The sequence below is a fragment of the Pseudomonas sp. A-RE-22 genome (genome assembly GCF_019956035.1).
GTDB classification, from domain to species: Bacteria; Pseudomonadota; Gammaproteobacteria; order Pseudomonadales; family Pseudomonadaceae; genus Aquipseudomonas; species Aquipseudomonas brassicacearum.
This window is the reverse complement of sequence record NZ_JAHBCZ010000070.1, coordinates 1-17,438: the sequence shown is the minus strand read 5'-3', so window position 1 is coordinate 17,438 and position 17,438 is coordinate 1. Positions and strand designations below refer to the sequence as shown.

The window sequence follows — 17,438 nt, the reverse complement described above, 5'->3', positions numbered from 1 at the left end:
TCCCACGCGGAGCGTGAGGAACGATCTTCACAGCCCCCGCGACCCGATCGTTCCCATGCTCTGCGTGGGAACGCCTCTACGGACGCTCTGCGTTCGGCTCTTTGGGACGCGGAGCGTCCCTGGCTGCGTTCCCACGCGGAGGGTGAGGAACGATCTTCACAGCCCCCGCGACCCGATCGTTCCCATGCTCTGCGTGGGAACGATCGAAATGTAAAGGCCTACATGACCCGCCAACCCCCACCCAACGCCTTGTACAACGCCACGCTCGCCTGCACCCGCGCCAATCGCAATTGCACGTTCATGTCCTGGGCGGCGAAGAGGGTGCGTTGGGTTTCCAGTACGGTAAGCAGGTCTTCGGCGCCGGCCTGGTAGCGGCGTTGGGCGATGTCGAAGGCGGTCTGGGCCTGGTGCAGTTCTTCGCTTTGCCATTGCCGTTGGCGGTCCAGGCCGCTGATGCCGTTCAGGGCTTTTTCGACGTCGGCGAAGCCGTTGATGATGGCGGCGCGGTAGAGCTCCAGCAGTTCCTCCTGGCGCGCGATGGTCCTGTCTCGTTCGGCCTTCAGGCGGCCATTGTTGAAAATCGGCGCGGCCAGGCCGGCGCTGAGGTTGTAGATGTTGTTGCGCAGCAACTGGTCGGCGATGTCGGCGCCGGTGGCGAGGCTCAGGCCCAGGGTCACGCTGGGCAGCATGGCGGCGCGCGCGACGGTGATGTCGGCCTGGGCGGCGGCGAGGCGGGCTTCGGCGGCGGCGATGTCCGGGCGGCGGCTCAGCAATTGGCTGGGCACGCCAGCGTCGATGGCCGGCCAGTGCAGGCGGTCGAAACTGTCGTCGTCGAGTGTGACCGACTGCACCGGTTGCCCCAGCAGCGTCGCCAGGGTAATCAAGGCTTCGCGGGCTTGTTGCTGCACCTGGGGCAAGCGACGTTGCTGGGCCGCCACCAGGCTTTTTTGCTGGGACAGTTCCAGGGCTGTGGCGCTGCCGGCGTCGTAGCGGGTCTGCACCAGATCGAGTACGCGTTGGGCGTTGCCCAGGTTCTGTTCGGCGATGCGCTGTTGCTCGCGCAGGGACAAGGCCTGGGTGTAGCTGTTGGCGACGCCGCTGAGCAGGGTCAACTCCACCGTCGCGCGGTCGAACTGGCTGGCCGACAGTGTCTTCAGCGCACTGTCCCGGGCCGCCCGTTTGCCGCCCCAGAAATCCAGCTCATAAGTGGCACTGAGGTTGGCGTCGTAGTAATCGATGGTGCGGTTGTTCCGATCCACATCCAGCTGGCTGTAGCCCTTGCCGCGCAACAATTGCTGGCGATTGCCGTTGAGCCCGGCCGTGACCGTTGGCAGCAACGGTGCCCCGGCGATCACGGCGCTGGCCTCGGCCTGGCGCACTCGGGCCATGGCAGCGGCGAGGTCGTGGCTGTCCAGGCGCGCTTGCTCGATCAAGCGGTTCAATTGCGGGCTACCGAAGTGCGTCCACCATTGCTGGTTATCCGCTCGTGCGCCGGGCGTATCGAGGTTCTGCCAGGCCGGTGGCGGTTGGAGGCCGCTGTCTGGTGCCGACAAAGGGGTGCCGCAGGCCACCAGTAAAAGACTGGCGGCCAGGAGGGTCAGGTGGACTTTCATAGCGTGGGGTTCATTCACTGGTAAGGGCCGCGACCGGGTCGAGGCGGGCGGCCTTGCGGGCCGGCATGAAACCGAAGACAACGCCGGTGACCAGGGCGCAGCCGAAGGCGCCGAACACCGCCAGCCATTCGAAGGCCACGGCGATATTGCCCAGCAGCAACGCGCCGCCCACCAGCAGGGCCAGGCCGATACCGGCGAGCCCGCCGACCACCGAGAGCATCACCGCTTCGGTGAGAAATTGGCGCAGGATGTCGCGCTGGCGGGCGCCGGTAGCCATGCGGATGCCGATCTCGCGGGTGCGTTCGCGCACGGTCATGAGCATGATGTTCATTACGCCGATGCCACCCACCAACAGTGAAATCGCGGCGATGGCGCCGAGCATCAGCGACAGCGTGCCCTGGGTGCGCGCCTCGGCCTGGATCATCGCGGCGTTGTTGGTCAGTTCGAAATCCTGCTTGCCGTCGTGCAGGCGCAACAGCGTCCGCGAGACGGCTTGCTCGGCTTGCTGGACCTTGCCCGCGTCCTTGGCGGCGATCACCACGTACTCGGGATGACGCGTGCCGAACAGCCGCACGCTGGCGGCGGAGTAGGGCACCGCCACACGGTTGTCGGCGTCGGAGTCCCCGGAGCTGGCGCCTTTTTCGGCCAGTACGCCGACCACTTGGAACGGCACGTTCTCGATCAGGATGTAGCGGCCGATGGGATCGGCGACATCCTTGAGCAGTTTCTGCCGGACCCTGTGGCCGATCACCGCCACTGCCGCGGCGCCGCGTTCGTCGGCCTCGCTGAAGTAGCTGCCCTCGGCCACCGGCCAATTGAAGATGCTCGGGAAATTGGTGTCGTTGCCGCCGACATAGCTGGCGTGGTCGAGGTTGCCGAAACGCACGCTGGCGTTGGCACCGTTGACCGGCATGATCCGTTGCACCTCGGGCAGGACGGCGAGGGCGGCCAGGTCGTACTCGCTGATGATGCCCTTGGCGGCGCGCGGGTTTGGCGCGGTGCCGTTGAGGTAGATGATGTTCGAGCCGAAGGCGCCCATCTGGGCCATGACCTGGCGCTTGCTGCCTTCGCCCACGGCCAGCATGACCACCACCGAGGCCACGCCGATGACGATGCCCAGTAGCGTCAGGGCGGTGCGAAAGCGATTGATCCACATGACCCGCCACGCCGCTTGTACCGCGTCCACCAGCTCACCTTTCCAGGCGCCGTTGTGTTCGCTGCCGGCACTCAGGCGCTGGCGCAGGTCCACGGCTTGCAGTGCCTTTGGGTTGGCTGGCACCTCGCTCGGCAAGGAGCTGGCGCTGTCGCTGATGATCAGTCCGTCGCGGATCTCGATGATGCGCTTGGCCCGGGCCGCCACTTCGCGGTCGTGGGTGATCAGGATCACCACGTGGCCCTGGCTCGCCAGTTCGTCGAGCAAGGCCATGACCTCGATGCCGCTCTGGCTGTCGAGGGCGCCGGTGGGTTCGTCGGCGAGGATGATGTGGCCGCCATTCATCAATGCCCGGGCTATCGACACTCGTTGCTGCTGGCCTCCGGACAATTGATGGGGGCGGTTGCCGGTGCGGCTGGCCAGGCCCAGGCGCTCAAGCAGGGCGCAGGCCCGGGCGTGGCGCTCGGCGGCCGAGGTGCCGGCATAGATGGCCGGCATCTCGACGTTTTCCTGGGCGGTGCCAGAGGGGATCAAATGATAGCCCTGGAACACGAAACCGAACGCTTCGCGCCGCAACCAGGCCAGTTCATCGCTGCCCAGATTGGCGACGTCTTCGCCGGCGAAACGGTACTCGCCACTGGTGGGGCGGTCGAGGCAGCCGAGGATGTTCATCAAGGTGGATTTGCCGGAGCCGGACGCCCCGACAATCGCCAGGAATTCCCCTGCGTGAATGGCCAAGTCGATGCCGCGCAGCACCTCCACCCGAGGGCTGTCGCCACCGCCGTAGGCCTTGCGAATGTCCCGCAGTTCGATCAGGGGCGCGTTCATTCAGCCTCCGCTGCCGCTGGCCGGGCCGATCAGCACCCGGTCGCCTTCGCTCAGGCCGTCGACAATTTCGGTGCGCAGCCGATCGCTGACGCCGGTGCGAACGGTGCGTGGCTGGACATCGCCATTGTCGGCCAGCACCCGCACCTGGCCGGTGTCCTGCAAGGCGGCGATGGGCACGGTCAGCACGTCGTTGGCTTGGGCGGCGACAAAAAACACCTGGGCGGTCATGTCGGTCATCAGCGCGCGGTCGGCATTGTCGACGTCGAGCAACACGGTGTAGAGCACCACCCGTTCGCTGCCGCTGCGCCCACCGCTGGGGCTGCCGCCCTGGCTGGCTTCCAGCGGACGTGGCGGCACCGGGAGGATCTGGCGAACGGTGCTGCTCCAGCGCCGACTGCCGCCGGCCAGGGTGGTGAAGTAAGCGGTCATGCCCGGTTTGACGTGGCCGATGTCGGCTTCCGAAACTTCGGCCCAGACGGTCATCGGCGACAGGCGCGCGATGCGCAGGATCAACGGGGTTTGCTGCTGGGCGTTGAGGGTCTGGCCTTCCCGGGCACCGACGGCGACCACGGTGCCGCTCATCGGCGCATAGATGCGCGTATAGCCCAATTCAGCCTCGTCGCTGCGCAGGCTGGCCTGGGCCTGGCGGATCTGCGCCTGGAACATGTCGATGCGTGCCTGGGTCGCTCGCACTTCGGCCTGGGCTGTCTGCACGTCTTCCTCGCGGGTGGCGCCGCCGGCCTTGAGTTGCTGCTGGCGGCGGGATTTCTGCTGCGCCAGGTCGTGCTGGGCGCGCTGTTCCTGGAGCTGGGCCTTGAGGTTCTCGATGGAAAAACGCCCGGCGTCGAGCCGGGCTTTTTGTGTGGATGGGTCGATTTCGACCAGCAACTGGCCTTCGCGCACCTCGTCGCCGGCTTCCACATGAATCTTCTGGATCTGCCCGGACGCCTGGGCGCCGACGTCGACATAACGCCGCGGTTGCAGGGTGCCCAGGGCGGTGACGCTGTTTTCGATATCGCCACGGGTGACGGGCGCGGTGACCAGGGGCGCCCGGCTTGGCGCGACCGCTTGCCACGCGGCGAAGGCCACGGCCGGAAGCAGAGCGAAGGTGAGAAGCCAGGCGCGTCGGGTAGGGCGGGGACGTTTCATGCGGGGTTCCGGCCGGTGATATCGGGCCCGTCCCAGGAAGGGCAGGGACGGGAGGCTGTTCTGGTAGACGAGCGCTCGGGGCGGGAATTTACAGGTGTGAAACACTTGTAGGACCCAGCGGGAGGAAGCTCCCTCGCCACAAAAGCGGCCTTGGCACCCCATTTATCTGAATGAATCAGCCCGGATACAAACCAAAGCTTTAAATCTATATGAGAATTACTATAAATTACGCGATTGAATCTGCCACCATCGTGCCATTGCCTGTCCCGGGCATGCCGAGTGGGCACGGATAGCGGTCGCAGCCATTGCGCACGGGAGTCATGTTGGAAAACTACTATCGCGAGCTGGTGTGTTTCCTGAACGCCAGGCTAGGCAACCGCCAGGCGGCCGAGGATGTGGTGCATGACGCCTATGTACGGGTGCTGGAGCGCGCCAGCGACACCCCCATTGAACAGCCCCGGGCGTTCCTCTATCGCACGGCATTGAACCTGGTGATCGACGGGCATCGGCGCAATACCCTGCGCCAGGTCGAATCCCTGGAGGTGCTGGACAGCGAAGAGCGCTTCTTCACCCCGTCGCCCCATTCCAGTCTCGACCACGGCCAGCGCCTGGACATGCTCCAGCGTGCCCTGGCCGAGCTGCCGCCGCTGTGCCGCGAGAGCTTCCTGCTGCGCAAGCTCGAAGGCCTGTCCCACCCGCAAATCGCCGAGCGCCTGGGCATTTCCCGGGCGCTGGTGGAAAAACACATCGTCAACGCCATGAAGCACTGCCGCGTTCGCGTGCGGCAGTGGGACGCGCATTAATCTGCCCACGCCGGTCGCCTCGCGGTAAATTTTTTTTCATTGTCCTCGTTCCTCTCAACACACGACTTGTTGGCCCCCTAAACGCTGGGCAGGTCACCCCAGGCTTTTCGCGCCCTGTTGAGGGCTTTTCCAGAGGACACTGGACATGACACAGGCAATTGCATCGCCCATCGTTCACGACTTGATCGGCGTCGGTTTCGGCCCCTCGAACCTGGCGCTGGCCATCGCGCTGCAGGAGCGCGGGTCGGTCCAGGGCGAGCTGGACGTGCTGTTCCTCGACAAGCAGGCCGACTACCGCTGGCACGGCAACACCCTGGTGACCCAGAGCGAGTTGCAGATTTCCTTTCTCAAGGACCTGGTGACCCTGCGCAACCCGACCAGCCCGTATTCGTTCGTCAATTACCTCAAGCACCATGGCCGCCTGGTGGACTTCATCAACCTCGGCACCTTCTACCCGTGCCGCATGGAGTTCAATGACTACCTGCGCTGGGTGGCCGGGCATTTCACCGCGCAGAGTCGCTATGGCGAAGAAGTGCTGCGCATCGAACCGCTGCTGCACAACCAGCAGGTCGAGGCGCTGCGGGTGATTTCCCGCAATGCCCAGGGCGAAGAATTGGTCCGCAGCAGCCGTGCGCTGGTGGTCAGTGCCGGCGGCACGGCGCGCATCCCCGAGGCGTTCAGGGCGTTCAAGGACGACGCGCGGGTGTTCCACCATTCCCAGTACCTGGCGCGTATGGCGAGCCAGCCGTGCGTGAAGGGCCAGCCGATGAACATCGCGATCATCGGCGGTGGGCAGAGCGCGGCGGAGGCCTTCATCGACCTCAACGACAGCTTCCCTTCGGTGCAGGTCGACATGATCCTGCGCGGCTCGGCCCTCAAGCCGGCGGACGACAGCCCGTTCGTCAACGAAGTGTTCTCGCCGGAGTTCACCGACCTGGTGTTCCAGCAACCCCACAGCGAGCGCGAGCGCCTGGTCAACGAGTACCACAACACCAACTATTCGGTGGTGGACATCGACCTGATCGAACGCATCTACGGGATTTTCTATCGCCAGAAAGTCTCCGGCATCGCCCGTCATGCGTTCCGCACTCTCACGACGGTGGAGAAGGCCACGGCCACCGACGCTGGCGTGGAGCTGGCAGTGCGCAACAACGCCACCGGCGAACTGACCGTGCGCCGCTATGACGCCGTGGTGCTGGCCACCGGTTACGAGCGGCAGATGCACCGCACCCTGCTGGAGCCGCTGGCTCAGTACCTGGGGGATTTCGAGGTGGATCGCAACTACAAGCTGATCACCGACGAGCGCTGCAAGGCGGCGATCTACATGCAGGGCTTCTGCCAGGCCAGCCATGGCCTGAGCGACACCTTGCTGTCGATCCTGCCGGTGCGCGCCGATGAAATCGCCGGCTCGCTGTATGAGCACGGGAACAATCGCGGGCAGGCGCGTCCGGTGCGCGATCAGTTGCTCGCCGCCGTATAGGCCCTGTGGGAGCGAGCTTGCTCGCGAAGGCGTAGTGTCAGTCACTTCAATATTGGCTGAACTGACGCCATCGCGAGCAAGCTCGCTCCCACAGGTCATAGGCCTGGCCTTGGGTCACTCGCAGGAAATTCTTCAGAAACTTCCTACACTCACTTCACAGCCTCCTGCTGTTTGAAAGGCTCGGTTCGCTGTTCCCTCGTATTGGCAGTCTGAACCCCTCAGCCGGTCCACCCTGACTGAATGTGCAGTCGACGGTGCGCCGGGCCGACTACGCCAAGCGAAACACCCTGACCAGATGATGCTGCTTCTTCGCACAGGCCTGGTGGCGCTGTTGCTGGGCTCATTGAGTGTGGTGCCACCGGTGGGCGCGGCCCCCGAGGCGCTGCAGGTGCTCGGGCGCTCCAATGTGAGCGATTATTCGGTGTCCCTGGACGATGCCGACTGGACCTGGCTGCGCCAGAAGGGCCCGTTGCAACTGGGCGCCTCGGCGCCGGACTACGCGCCGTTCAGCATCACCGGCAATGGTCGCGACTATGAAGGCCTGACCGCCGACTATGCGCAATTGCTCGGGCAACTCCTGCACGTCAAGGTGCAGGTCCAGCGCTATCCATCCCGTGCCGAATCGCTCCAGGCCCTGCGCGGCGGTGAGATCGACATGCTCGGCACCGCCAACGGCTTCGAAGCCGCCGATCGGGACCTGGCGATGTCCCAGGCCTATGCCGATGACCTGCCCACCCTCGTGGCCCGCATCGACGACAGCCAGGACTTGCCCACCGACCTGGCGGGCAAGCGCGTGGCGATGCTGTATCACTACTTGCCGCCGGAGACGGTCGAGGCGTTTTATCCCGAGGCTTCCTTGCGGTTGTTCCCCTCGACCTTGAGCGCCATCGGTGCCGTGGCGTTTGGTCAGGCCGACGTTTATCTGGGGGATTCGATCAGTTCCAACTACCTGATCAGCAAGAATTACCTGAACAATATTCAACTGGCCGATTTCTCGCGCATGGAAGTGCAGCCGTTCGCCTTCGCGGTCAGTCGCGACAACGCGCGCCTGTTGCGCATCATCAATGCCGCGCTGCAAGCCATTCCCGCCAGCGAACACATGAGCATCCTGCGGCGCTGGAGTGCCGGCGGCGTGAGCCTGCCAGGGCAGCAGGCACTGCATTTCAGCGTCAGGGAGCAGCGCTGGCTGGATGCCCACCCACGGATCAAAGTCGCCGCCAACGAAAACTTCCTGCCGCTGACGTTCTTCGATGAACAGGGCCATTTGCGCGGCATCGGCGCCGATGTGCTGGCGAGGATCAGCTTGCGCACCGGTTTGAAATTCGATGTGCAGCGTGGCGGCTCGGTTGACGATTTGATCGGCCAGATCAAGAGCGGCAAGGCCGATGTCTTGGCGACCGCCATACCCAGCACCGAACTCGAAGACGAGTTGCGCTTTACCCGACCGTACCTGACGAATCCGTTCGTGCTTGTGGTGCCCGCTCGGGCCAAGGGCCCGCTAACCCTGGACCAGATGGCTGGCAAGCGCTTGGCGCTGGTGCGCGGCAGCGTGTTGCGCGAGTTCCTGCTGGAGCAGTTCCCCCGCGTGCAGTTGGTGACGGCACAAAACACCGCCGACGCCATGGCCATGGTCGTCGCCGGCACGGCGGACGCTGCGGTCAATCCGTTGATCAGCGCCCGCTACATGATCTCCCGCCAGTATCGCGACAAGCTGCAGGTCACCAGTACTGTCGGCACCTTGCCCGCGCGCGTTGCGTTGGCGACGAACCGGGGCGCATTGGAGCTTTACTCGATTCTCGACAAGGCGCTGTTGAGCATTTCCCCCGAAGAGATGGACGAGCTGACCAACCGCTGGCGCAGTGAGGTAGTGATCGACGACAGTTACTGGCTGCGCAACCGCACCACGATTCTCCAGGGGTTCACTGTCGCTGCGCTGCTGTTGCTGGTGACCTTGGGCTGGGTCATTTACCTGCGGCGCCTGCTGGAGCAATTGCGCGTCGCCAAGGAAAGCGCCGACGACGCCAATCGGGCCAAGACCACCTTCGTGGCGACCATGAGCCATGAGATCCGCACACCGATGAACGCGGTGATCGGCCTGCTGGAACTGGCCCTGAAAAAAGCCGACCAAGGCATCGTGGACCGGTTCGCCATCGAGGTCGCGTCGGGGGCCGCCCATGGCATGCTGGACTTGATCGGCGACATCCTCGACATCGCTCGCATTGAGTCGGGCAAGCTGTCGCTGGCGCCGCAACGGGCCAATCTGCACGAATTGACCGAGTCGGTGGCGCGGATTTTCGAGGGCCTGGCCCGGCAGAAACACCTGCGCTTGCAACGGGTGCTGGACGCCGGGGTCAACCGTGACGTGTTGATCGACCCGTTGCGCTTCAAGCAGATCGTCTCGAACCTGTTGAGCAACGCCATCAAGTTCACCGACCAGGGTGAGGTGCGCTTGAGTGTGCGCGGCGAGCCGGACATTGAACACGGGCGCCTGGGTATTTGCCTGCGAGTCGAGGACACCGGCTGCGGGATTTCGCCTGAGGACCAGCGTCGCCTGTTCAGCCCCTTTACCCAGGCCACCCACACGACCCAGTCGGCCCGCAGCGGTTCCGGGCTGGGGTTGGTCATCAGCCGCACGTTGTGCGAAATGATGGGCGGCACCCTGACATTGCGCAGCGCGGCGGGGGCGGGCACGCAGGTCGAGATCCTGCTGGACCTGCCCCTGCTCGATGCCTTGCCGACCGCGCCGCCTGTCGAGGCCGAGGCGCTGGTGCCGGGCCGGGCGCTGAGTATCCTGGTGGTCGACGACTACCCGGCCAATCGCTTGTTGCTGTCCCAGCAACTGGGCTACCTGGGCCATCGTGTCCAGGAAGCGCAGAACGGTGTCGAAGGTCTGCACGCCTGGCGCAGCGAGCACTTCGATGTGGTCATCACTGATTGCAACATGCCCTTGATGAGCGGCTATGAACTGGCGCGGGCCATTCGCGACGAAGAGCATGCGCAAAACCTCTCGCCCGGGGTGATCCTGGGGTTCACGGCCAATGCCCAACCTGAGGAAAAGGACCGCTGCGCCGACGCCGGGATGGACGATTGCCTGTTCAAACCCATCAGTCTTCGGGCGCTCAACGCGTGCCTGGCTTCGGTCACGCCGGACGTGGGGGCGCCTCAGCCCGACGACGGCATCGATTTGACCAGCCTGGAACAACTGACCGGCGGCGACACGACCGCCATCAGGGCACTGCTGGAAGAACTGGTCAGCAGCAATGCCGACGATCTAGCGCGACTGTTGCATCTGTCCAGCCGACAAGACTTGCCGGGCCTGGCGGACCTGGCGCACCGGATCAAGGGTGGAGCGCGGATCGTTCAGGCGCAACGCCTGATCGCCGCCTGCGAAGCGCTGGAAAACGCTTGTCGGGGCGACGACACGTTGTTGCTCGCCCAAGCCGTGGAAGATATTCGCCAAGCCATCGAGCACCTGGCGGAACAACTGAAGACCTAACAAGGGCTTCGTCTGGCTTCATTTTAGGAATAGTCCTACATCGTCTTTCAAAAGCTTCCTCTAGCCTGACGACCCTTAATGTTCTTGAGCCGGTTTCTACCTGGCGCGTTGCTATTGGAAAGCTTGCCATGCCGAACAAAGCACTCCGTATCTTGATTGCCGACCCACACCATGCTCATCGAATCGTGCTGGAGCGCCTGTTCAATCAACAGGGCTATTTCCGGATTGTCCCCGTGAGCCATGTGCAAGAGTTGCTGACGCTGGTGGAGTACGGCAGCGAGCCCTTCGACCTGATTGTCGTCAATGCCGGGCTGGCAAGCGGGGCGTTGGACTTGCACGATTTTGTTATCTATAGCCCACAGGTTCGTCACGGGATGATTTACAACGCGCAACCGGCCAGCCTGTCGCCGGTGCCTGTCGCGCGCCGATCGAGCATGCACCTGAGCCAGGCGCCACTGCCTGACCTTGCCTCCCTGCGGCGCCTGATGGAGCGGGTCGACCCTCAAGCCAGTGAGTCGTTGCAACCGTGGACGCGTGCCCTCAGGCAGGGCCGTGGACGCTGAGGAAGACCGCTGGTCTGCACTGTCGGATCTGACAGGTGGCAGGACCTGGCGCTTGTGCAAGAGTCCGGTGCAGTCATGGCGCCGGTGCCGTTTGTAATGACCTGGGGAATTGCCTTGAAAGACGTGTTGATCGTGGATGACCACCCTGTCATACGAGGGGCGCTGCGGCTTATTTGCCAGAATGAGGCGTTCACCCACATCCGGGACGCCAGCGGCACGGCTGATGCCAGGGCCCTCATCAAGGAGTGCGCGCCGGACCTGGTGATCCTCGACCTGGTGATGAACGGTTTCGATGGCCTGGACCTGCTGGTCTGGATCATGGCCCAGTTCCCTGAATGCAGCGTGCTGGTGTTCACTTCCCAGGATGCGCAGCACTTCTGCAACCGCTGCATCTCGGCCGGGGCCCGAGGTTTTGTGACCAAGAAAAGCGACCTCAAGGAACTGACCAAGGCCATCCAGGCCTTGAAATCCGGTTATGCCTATTTTCCACAAATGTCCGTCAGGCTGGATTTTCAGCAACGCAGCGAACAGCAGGCCCTGGAAAGCCTCTCCGCCCGCGAGTTGTCCATCCTGCGCATGCTGGCCATGGGCATGCGCGGCAAGGACATCGCCGAAAGCCTGTTCCTGAGCCCAAAAACCGTCAGCACCTACAAGACTCGGCTGTTGGAAAAGCTCGGCCTGAAATCCTTGGTGGGGCTGTCGGAGTTTGCCAAGCGCAATCACCTTTGAATGAGTTACACCAAATAATGTGGGAGCGAGCCTGCTCGCTCCCACAGTTTTTTGATCGCTGTTCTCTAAATAGAACGCTAAGGCCGGTTTTTGCAGTCTAGTGCTGCAAAGGTGTCGGTTCTAAGCTGTGTCCATTGAATCGCAGCGCCTGATTTTTGGAGACACAGCATGAAAAACATCATCGGCCTCTACACCAGTCCGCGGCCCCATTGGGTCGGCGATGGCTTCCAGGTTCGCACGCTGTTTTCCTATGACAACCTGGGCAAGCACGTCAGCCCGTTCCTGCTGCTGGACCACGCTGCCCCGACTGAATTCACGCCCACCACCGAGCGTCGTGGCGTCGGCCAGCACCCGCATCGCGGTTTCGAAACCGTGACCATCGTCTACCAGGGCGAACTGGAGCACCGTGATTCCACCGGCAGCGGCGGCAAGATCGGTCCCGGCGACGTGCAATGGATGACCGCCGCGTCCGGCATCATCCACGAAGAGTTCCACTCCGAAGCCTTCGCCCGGCAGGGCGGGTTCATGGAGATGGTCCAGTTGTGGGTCAACCTGCCTGCCAAGGACAAGATGGCCCCGGCCGGCTACCAGACGATCCTCAAGGGCGACATTCCGAACATCGCCCTGAAAGACAACGCCGGCAGTCTGCGCCTGATCGCCGGGCGCTTCGAAGGGCATCAAGGCCCCGCCAGGACCTTCACGCCTATCGATGTCTGGGACATCCGCTTGAATGCCGGGAAAAACCTCATTCTCGACCTGCACGAAGGCCACAACACCGCCTTGGTGGTCTTGCGAGGCTCGGTCCAGGCCAATGGTCGCGAACGGGTCGAGGCCGGGCAGATGGCCCTGTTCGACCGGGCTGGCGACCAATTGAGCCTGCAAGCCAATAACGACGCGGTGGTGCTGCTACTCAGTGGCGAGCCGATCGACGAACCCATCGTCGGCCATGGTCCGTTCGTGATGAACAGCGAGCAGGAAATCCACCAGGCCTTCAACGATTTCCACTCCGGGCGTTTTGGCCGGATGGACGACTGACGCGAAACAACAGCCACCCAGAACCCAGTGTGGGAGCGAGCTTGCTCGCGATAGCAGTCTGATAGTCGATGAGTCATTGGCTGATACACCGCAATCGCGAGCGAGCTCGCTCCCACAGGAGTTTTGTGAGGAGCTCTACAGCGTGGTCATTCTGTGCCAATCTTCGCCAATCGCCTTCCTGGAGCTGTCCCGATGCTGTCTCTGATCTCCGAGCACCCGCTGCTCTGTTCCCTGGCGCTGCTGGTGCTCGACCTGTTGATGTGGCGCCTGGTCAGTGCGGATCGGATCTATTGGAAAGTTGGCGCAAGGCTGGTGATTTTTTCGCTGTTCAGCGTGCTGCTGTTCAACGAAGGCCTCAACCCCATGGTCCCGGCGCAGTGGGTCGAGGATGTGCCGCGGCACCTGGCCGCGACCGGCCTGCAGATCGCCTGGTGGCTGTTTGCCGCGCGAACCCTGACGGTGCTGATCGGCGCGGCGATGATGCAACGGGTCGGCCATACCGGGCGGTTGTTGCAGGACTTGCTCGGCGCGGTGATTTTCCTGATCGCCGTCATCGCCGCAATGGCCTATGTGCTGGATTTGCCGGTCAAAGGCGTGCTGGCGACGTCCGGTGCGATGGCGATCATCGTCGGCCTGGCCTTGCAGAGCACCCTCAGCGACGTGTTCTCCGGGATCGTGCTCAACACCACCAAGCCTTATCAGCTCGATGACTGGATTTCCATCGACGGCACCGAAGGCCGGGTCACTGACATCGACTGGCGAGCCACGCGCTTGCAGACCTCCCAGGGCAGCATGGCGGTGATCCCCAACTCGTTGGCGGCAAAGGCCAAGGTCATCAACTTCAGTCGACCCAGCGACGTCCATGGTTTGTCCATCAGTATCCAGGTCAGCCCTCACGCGCGGCCACAAACCGTGATCGACGCGTTGGAGCGGGCGATGATCGGCTGTCGTTCCTTGCTCGCCGTCCCGGCCCCCTGCGTGACGCTCAAAAGCAGCGGCAGTGGCGGGGCGGAGTACGAGATCAGCGGGTTCGTTGCCTCCATGGCCCAGAAACGCACGGTGCGCAACCAACTGTTCGACCTGGCGTTCCGGCATTTGCAGGCGTCGGGCGTGAGCCTGTTGTCCACCAGTGAAAGCGCGGTGCCCCAGGAGGTGTCGCGACCCAGGGCCTTGCTGGAAAGCTCGAACATTTTCTCTACCTTGCGCCAGGACGAGAAAGATACCTTCAGCCAGAACATGACCCTGCAGACCTTCCGTGCGGGTGATGTGATCCTGGCGGCCGGGGAGGTCAGCGATCATCTGTTCATCATCGAGTCCGGAGTGGTCAGCGTGACCCTCATGCGCAACGGCCAGCCACTCGAGGGCGGGCGCATGGGGCCGGGGGAGGTGATCGGCGAAGCCGGGATCGTCGCCGAGCAGGCGGCGCTGGCGAATTTTTCCGCCAAGACTTTCTGCACCCTGTACCGCATCGAGAACAGCTACCTCAAGCCTTGCCTCGAAGCCCGTCGCGACATCAACGACGCGATGAAAAACCTGCTGGACGTACGCATGCACCTCGCCCAGAACCTGACCCGCGAAGCCCCCAAGCCGGTCGCCAAGAAACGCTTCCTGCAGTGGTTGCGCAATCGGGCTTGAACCGTATCTGAACGACAAGCACCGCTCCCTCGCTGTGTGGGAGCAGAGCTTGCTCGCGAAACCGGCGCCTCGATCTCTGAAGGACTGCATCGCACCCATCGCGGGCAAGCCTTGCTCCCACAATCCCCTCGCCACGATAGATTCGTGTTCTTCTCAAAGGATCAGCATCGGTCTCCCATTGGCCACCCGAACTTCCCAACAATTGGCTATTTGTACCGCGCCACTGCACGGCTAACGTAGCGCCACACCCAATTGTTCTGGAGTTCACCATGCAACCGCGCATCGATTTCTACACCGCGTCCCCTGACGCTTTCAAAGCCATGCTGGCCCTGGAAACCGCCGTCTCGAAGCTGGGCCTGGAGAAGTCCCTGCTGGAGCTGGTCAAGCTGCGCTCCTCGCAAATCAATGACTGCGCCTTCTGCATCGACATGCACACCGCCGATGCCCGCAAGGACGGCGAGACCGAGCGTCGGCTGTACGCCGTGACTGCCTGGCGTGAAGCGCCGTTCTTCACCGGCCGTGAGCGCGCCGCTCTGGCCTGGACCGAAGCCCTGACCCGCCTGAGCGACACCCATGCCCCGGACGCGGACTATGCCCTGTTGAGCGAGCATTTCAGCCCCAAGGAAATGGTCGACCTGACCGTGGCGATCAACGCCATCAATGGCTGGAACCGCTTGGCAGTGGGCTTTCGCAAGATGCCTGAGGCGTAATCAGAAGAAAAATACCTGTGGGGGTGAACCTGTGGGGGCAAGCCTTGCTCCCACAGGTCCGTGGAGGCCTCAGACCTTCAACACTTTGCCACTGGCCGCCACCGCCACCAGCGATATCGCAATCAACCCGAAGGCAATGCTCAGGCTGCTGCCATGGGCAACGAAGCCGATCAGCGCCGGGCCGGCAAGGATGCCGGCATAGCCGATGGTGGTGATGGCCGGAACAGCGATGGCCTCTGGCATCAAGGTCTGTTTGCCGACGGCGGTGTAGAGCACCGGCACGATGTTCGAACACCCGGCGCCCACCAACGCATAACCCAGCAGTGCGGCTTGCCACATCGGTGCGAGGGTTGCCAACAGGAATCCGGCTGCCGCGATCGATCCGCCATAGATGATCACGCGTTTGGCCCCCAGGCGATGCACCACTGAATCGCCGGTCAGCCGGCCGACGGTCATGGTCAGCGCGAAGGCGGCATAACCGAGTCCGGCATAAGCGGTATCCACCGCGCGTTCGGTGGTCAGGAACACGGCGCTCCAGTCCAGCACCGCGCCTTCGGCCAGGAACACGATGAAGCACAGGATGCCGATAAACAGCACCACGCCGTGGGGAATGGCGAACGCCGGTCCCGAGCTTTCGCTGCCGTAGGGCAGCAGGTGCGGCGCAGCCTTGAACAACGCCACCAGCAGCACCCCATTGACCACCAGCGTCGCCCCCAGCGGCGAAAGCCCCAGGCCAAGCAGGGCACTCACACCCGCCGCGCCAATGATCCCGCCGAGGCTGAACATGCCGTGGAAACCCGACATCATGGTCTTGCCACTGGCCCGCTCGACAATCACCGCTTGCAGGTTCACGGTCGAGTCCACGGTGCCGAGCCCGGCGCCAAACAGGAACAATGCGGCCACCAGCCAGGGCAGGGAGGTCATCGTCGCCAGCAACGGCAACGCCAGGCAGATCAGAATCGTGCCGCCGCTAAGCACCCGCCGGCAGCCGAACCGCGCCGCCAGCGCGCCGGAAATCGGCATCGCCAGGATCGACCCGACCCCCAGGCATAACAGCAGCAACCCGAGGGTGCCTTCATCCAGGTTCGCCCGCACCTTGGCGTAAGGCACCAGCGGCGCCCAGGCGGCGATGCCGATGCCGGCGATGAGATAGGCGATGCGGGTGGACATCTGTTCCAGGCGTCCGGGAATAAAGGTGGGCGGGGGCGTAATGGCAGTCATGAAACGTCCTTGGCTTTCGGGCGGTGTGGTGCGGTGCGGCGGGTAGGGGCCTATGCTTGCATATCCACTGACCGCACTGCGACCCCAAGGTGCCGGCCAACGTGCAGGCTTTGCTCTCACAGCCTTTGCCAGCATAAAGTACCGGCCCCTGCTGGCTGATACCGGGTTTGGTCCATGACGAAGTTTTACGACGCGCGCGGCAATATCTATGGAGTCGTTTCACCGCAGCAGGTCCGTGACCACGGCATTGGTCTGCCCCAGTCAGCCGTCCAGGCTGCCCAGGCACGTGAGTCCTGGGCAACGGCTGCCGTGCACGCGTTCTGCGCCTGGGCACCGGATGAGGCGCCGCCGGACGCCAAGGCCCATCGCAGTGACGGCCTGTTGATCGGTCCGTTCCAGAGCGAACCGCCTTTTGATCTGTTGATCGTCAACACCGACGGCACTCTGGCCGAGCGCAGCGGCAATGGCCTGACGATTTTCTCCCAGGCGTTGCAAGCGCAGGGCTTGATGCCGGGCGCGGGGGAGTGTGTGCTGCAGGTTCATCACGATAAACCCGACGGCTTGTCACCGTTGCAAACCTCGGTTCGTGCCGCTGAGTTCGACGGCGTTCAAGGCTTCTGGCTGGACCTGGGCAAACCGTTGTTCGGGGTCCAGGCTGTTGGCGCCCAGGAGGTCGAGAGCGTGCTGTTCAACCAGTGCGATGTCAGCCGTGTGGCGGCGCTTCACCAGTTGAACCCAGCGTGGGGCCACAGCCAGTTCGTGAGTATCGGCAATCCTCATTGCGTGACGCTGGTGGCGGGTGTCGAGGCGTTGCCGGGCAATTCGCAGATGCGTGCTGCGGCGCTGTCGCAAAGCCTGACTCGGATTGCTTATGCGGCGCCCGGTGGGGCCGGCGTCCCGTGCCCGAGGGGGGTGAATCTGCAATGGGCCTGGCACGAAGCCGAAGGGCGAATCGCGGCCCGGGTGTTCGAGCGAGGTGAGGGACCCACGGCTTCCTCGGGCACCAGCGCCAGTGCCGTGGCC

13 protein-coding genes are annotated in these 17,438 nt (G+C 63.6%); 9 read left to right on the top strand and 4 right to left on the bottom strand.

Annotation, left to right across the window (positions count from 1 at the left end):
* Positions 1-218: 218 nt before the first annotated feature.
* The 3 genes from KGA89_RS26980 to KGA89_RS26970 are packed head-to-tail and all read right to left on the bottom strand — an operon-like array spanning position 219 to position 4,743.
* Complete coding sequence (locus KGA89_RS26980; RefSeq protein WP_223472990.1) at positions 219-1,613, bottom strand: efflux transporter outer membrane subunit; 1,395 nt, start codon at positions 1,611-1,613, stop codon at positions 219-221.
* A 10-nt stretch (positions 1,614-1,623) separates the two neighbouring features.
* Positions 1,624-3,594 (bottom strand): MacB family efflux pump subunit, encoded by a 1,971-nt coding sequence (locus tag KGA89_RS26975; RefSeq protein ID WP_223472989.1) that lies wholly within the window; start codon positions 3,592-3,594, stop codon positions 1,624-1,626.
* The gene (locus KGA89_RS26970) at positions 3,595-4,743 is read right to left on the bottom strand and encodes an efflux RND transporter periplasmic adaptor subunit (RefSeq protein ID WP_027912965.1); all 1,149 of its coding nucleotides are present in this window, start codon (positions 4,741-4,743) and stop codon (positions 3,595-3,597) included.
* 320 nt (positions 4,744-5,063) lie between these two features.
* On the opposite strand from KGA89_RS26970, the gene KGA89_RS26965 reads away from it, so the two are divergent.
* From KGA89_RS26965 to KGA89_RS26930, 8 genes are all read left to right on the top strand, one after another.
* Positions 5,064-5,546 (top strand): sigma-70 family RNA polymerase sigma factor, encoded by a 483-nt coding sequence (locus tag KGA89_RS26965; protein WP_003203940.1) that lies wholly within the window; start codon positions 5,064-5,066, stop codon positions 5,544-5,546.
* Between the two features lie 145 nt (positions 5,547-5,691).
* The gene (locus KGA89_RS26960; protein WP_223472988.1) at positions 5,692-7,026 is read left to right on the top strand and encodes a lysine N(6)-hydroxylase/L-ornithine N(5)-oxygenase family protein; all 1,335 of its coding nucleotides are present in this window, start codon (positions 5,692-5,694) and stop codon (positions 7,024-7,026) included.
* A 295-nt stretch (positions 7,027-7,321) separates the two neighbouring features.
* Entirely contained in the window at positions 7,322-10,522 is a 3,201-nt protein-coding gene (locus KGA89_RS26955; RefSeq protein ID WP_223472987.1) for a transporter substrate-binding domain-containing protein, read from the top strand.
* A 128-nt stretch (positions 10,523-10,650) separates the two neighbouring features.
* Positions 10,651-11,085, top strand: coding sequence for a response regulator (locus KGA89_RS26950; protein WP_028236688.1), 435 nt, complete (start codon positions 10,651-10,653; stop codon positions 11,083-11,085).
* Between the two features lie 75 nt (positions 11,086-11,160).
* Positions 11,161-11,814 (top strand): response regulator transcription factor, encoded by a 654-nt coding sequence (locus KGA89_RS26945; protein WP_223472991.1) that lies wholly within the window; start codon positions 11,161-11,163, stop codon positions 11,812-11,814.
* Between the two features lie 168 nt (positions 11,815-11,982).
* Complete coding sequence (locus KGA89_RS26940) at positions 11,983-12,849, top strand: pirin family protein (RefSeq protein ID WP_039012681.1); 867 nt, start codon at positions 11,983-11,985, stop codon at positions 12,847-12,849.
* 192 nt (positions 12,850-13,041) lie between these two features.
* A complete protein-coding gene (locus tag KGA89_RS26935; RefSeq protein WP_223472986.1) occupies positions 13,042-14,484 on the top strand; it encodes a mechanosensitive ion channel family protein in 1,443 nt (480 codons plus the stop codon).
* A 269-nt stretch (positions 14,485-14,753) separates the two neighbouring features.
* The gene (locus KGA89_RS26930; RefSeq protein WP_223472985.1) at positions 14,754-15,194 is read left to right on the top strand and encodes a carboxymuconolactone decarboxylase family protein; all 441 of its coding nucleotides are present in this window, start codon (positions 14,754-14,756) and stop codon (positions 15,192-15,194) included.
* Positions 15,195-15,263: 69 nt separating this feature from the next.
* Here the strand turns inward: KGA89_RS26930 and KGA89_RS26925 are convergent, their stop codons facing one another.
* Entirely contained in the window at positions 15,264-16,415 is a 1,152-nt protein-coding gene (locus tag KGA89_RS26925; RefSeq protein ID WP_003203927.1) for an MFS transporter, read from the bottom strand.
* Between the two features lie 174 nt (positions 16,416-16,589).
* Between KGA89_RS26925 and KGA89_RS26920 the strand changes: the two genes are divergently transcribed.
* A partial coding sequence (locus KGA89_RS26920) for a diaminopimelate epimerase (protein ID WP_223472984.1) occupies positions 16,590-17,438 on the top strand: 849 nt, incomplete at its 3' end.

Excerpts from the sequence above, each read along its gene's own strand:
- KGA89_RS26940 (WP_039012681.1), top strand. The coding sequence starts at position 11,983 with ATGAAAAACATCATCGGCCTCTACACCAGTCCGCGGCCCCATTGGGTC.
- KGA89_RS26970 (WP_027912965.1), bottom strand. The coding sequence starts at position 4,743 with ATGAAACGTCCCCGCCCTACCCGACGCGCCTGGCTTCTCACCTTCGCT.
- KGA89_RS26960 (WP_223472988.1), top strand. The coding sequence starts at position 5,692 with ATGACACAGGCAATTGCATCGCCCATCGTTCACGACTTGATCGGCGTC.
- KGA89_RS26925 (WP_003203927.1), bottom strand. The coding sequence starts at position 16,415 with ATGACTGCCATTACGCCCCCGCCCACCTTTATTCCCGGACGCCTGGAA.
- KGA89_RS26945 (WP_223472991.1), top strand. The coding sequence starts at position 11,161 with ATGGCGCCGGTGCCGTTTGTAATGACCTGGGGAATTGCCTTGAAAGAC.
- KGA89_RS26935 (WP_223472986.1), top strand. The coding sequence starts at position 13,042 with ATGCTGTCTCTGATCTCCGAGCACCCGCTGCTCTGTTCCCTGGCGCTG.
- KGA89_RS26930 (WP_223472985.1), top strand. The coding sequence starts at position 14,754 with ATGCAACCGCGCATCGATTTCTACACCGCGTCCCCTGACGCTTTCAAA.
- KGA89_RS26950 (WP_028236688.1), top strand. The coding sequence starts at position 10,651 with ATGCCGAACAAAGCACTCCGTATCTTGATTGCCGACCCACACCATGCT.
- KGA89_RS26965 (WP_003203940.1), top strand. The coding sequence starts at position 5,064 with ATGTTGGAAAACTACTATCGCGAGCTGGTGTGTTTCCTGAACGCCAGG.
- KGA89_RS26955 (WP_223472987.1), top strand. The coding sequence starts at position 7,322 with ATGATGCTGCTTCTTCGCACAGGCCTGGTGGCGCTGTTGCTGGGCTCA.
- KGA89_RS26975 (WP_223472989.1), bottom strand. The coding sequence starts at position 3,594 with ATGAACGCGCCCCTGATCGAACTGCGGGACATTCGCAAGGCCTACGGC.
- KGA89_RS26980 (WP_223472990.1), bottom strand. The coding sequence starts at position 1,613 with ATGAAAGTCCACCTGACCCTCCTGGCCGCCAGTCTTTTACTGGTGGCC.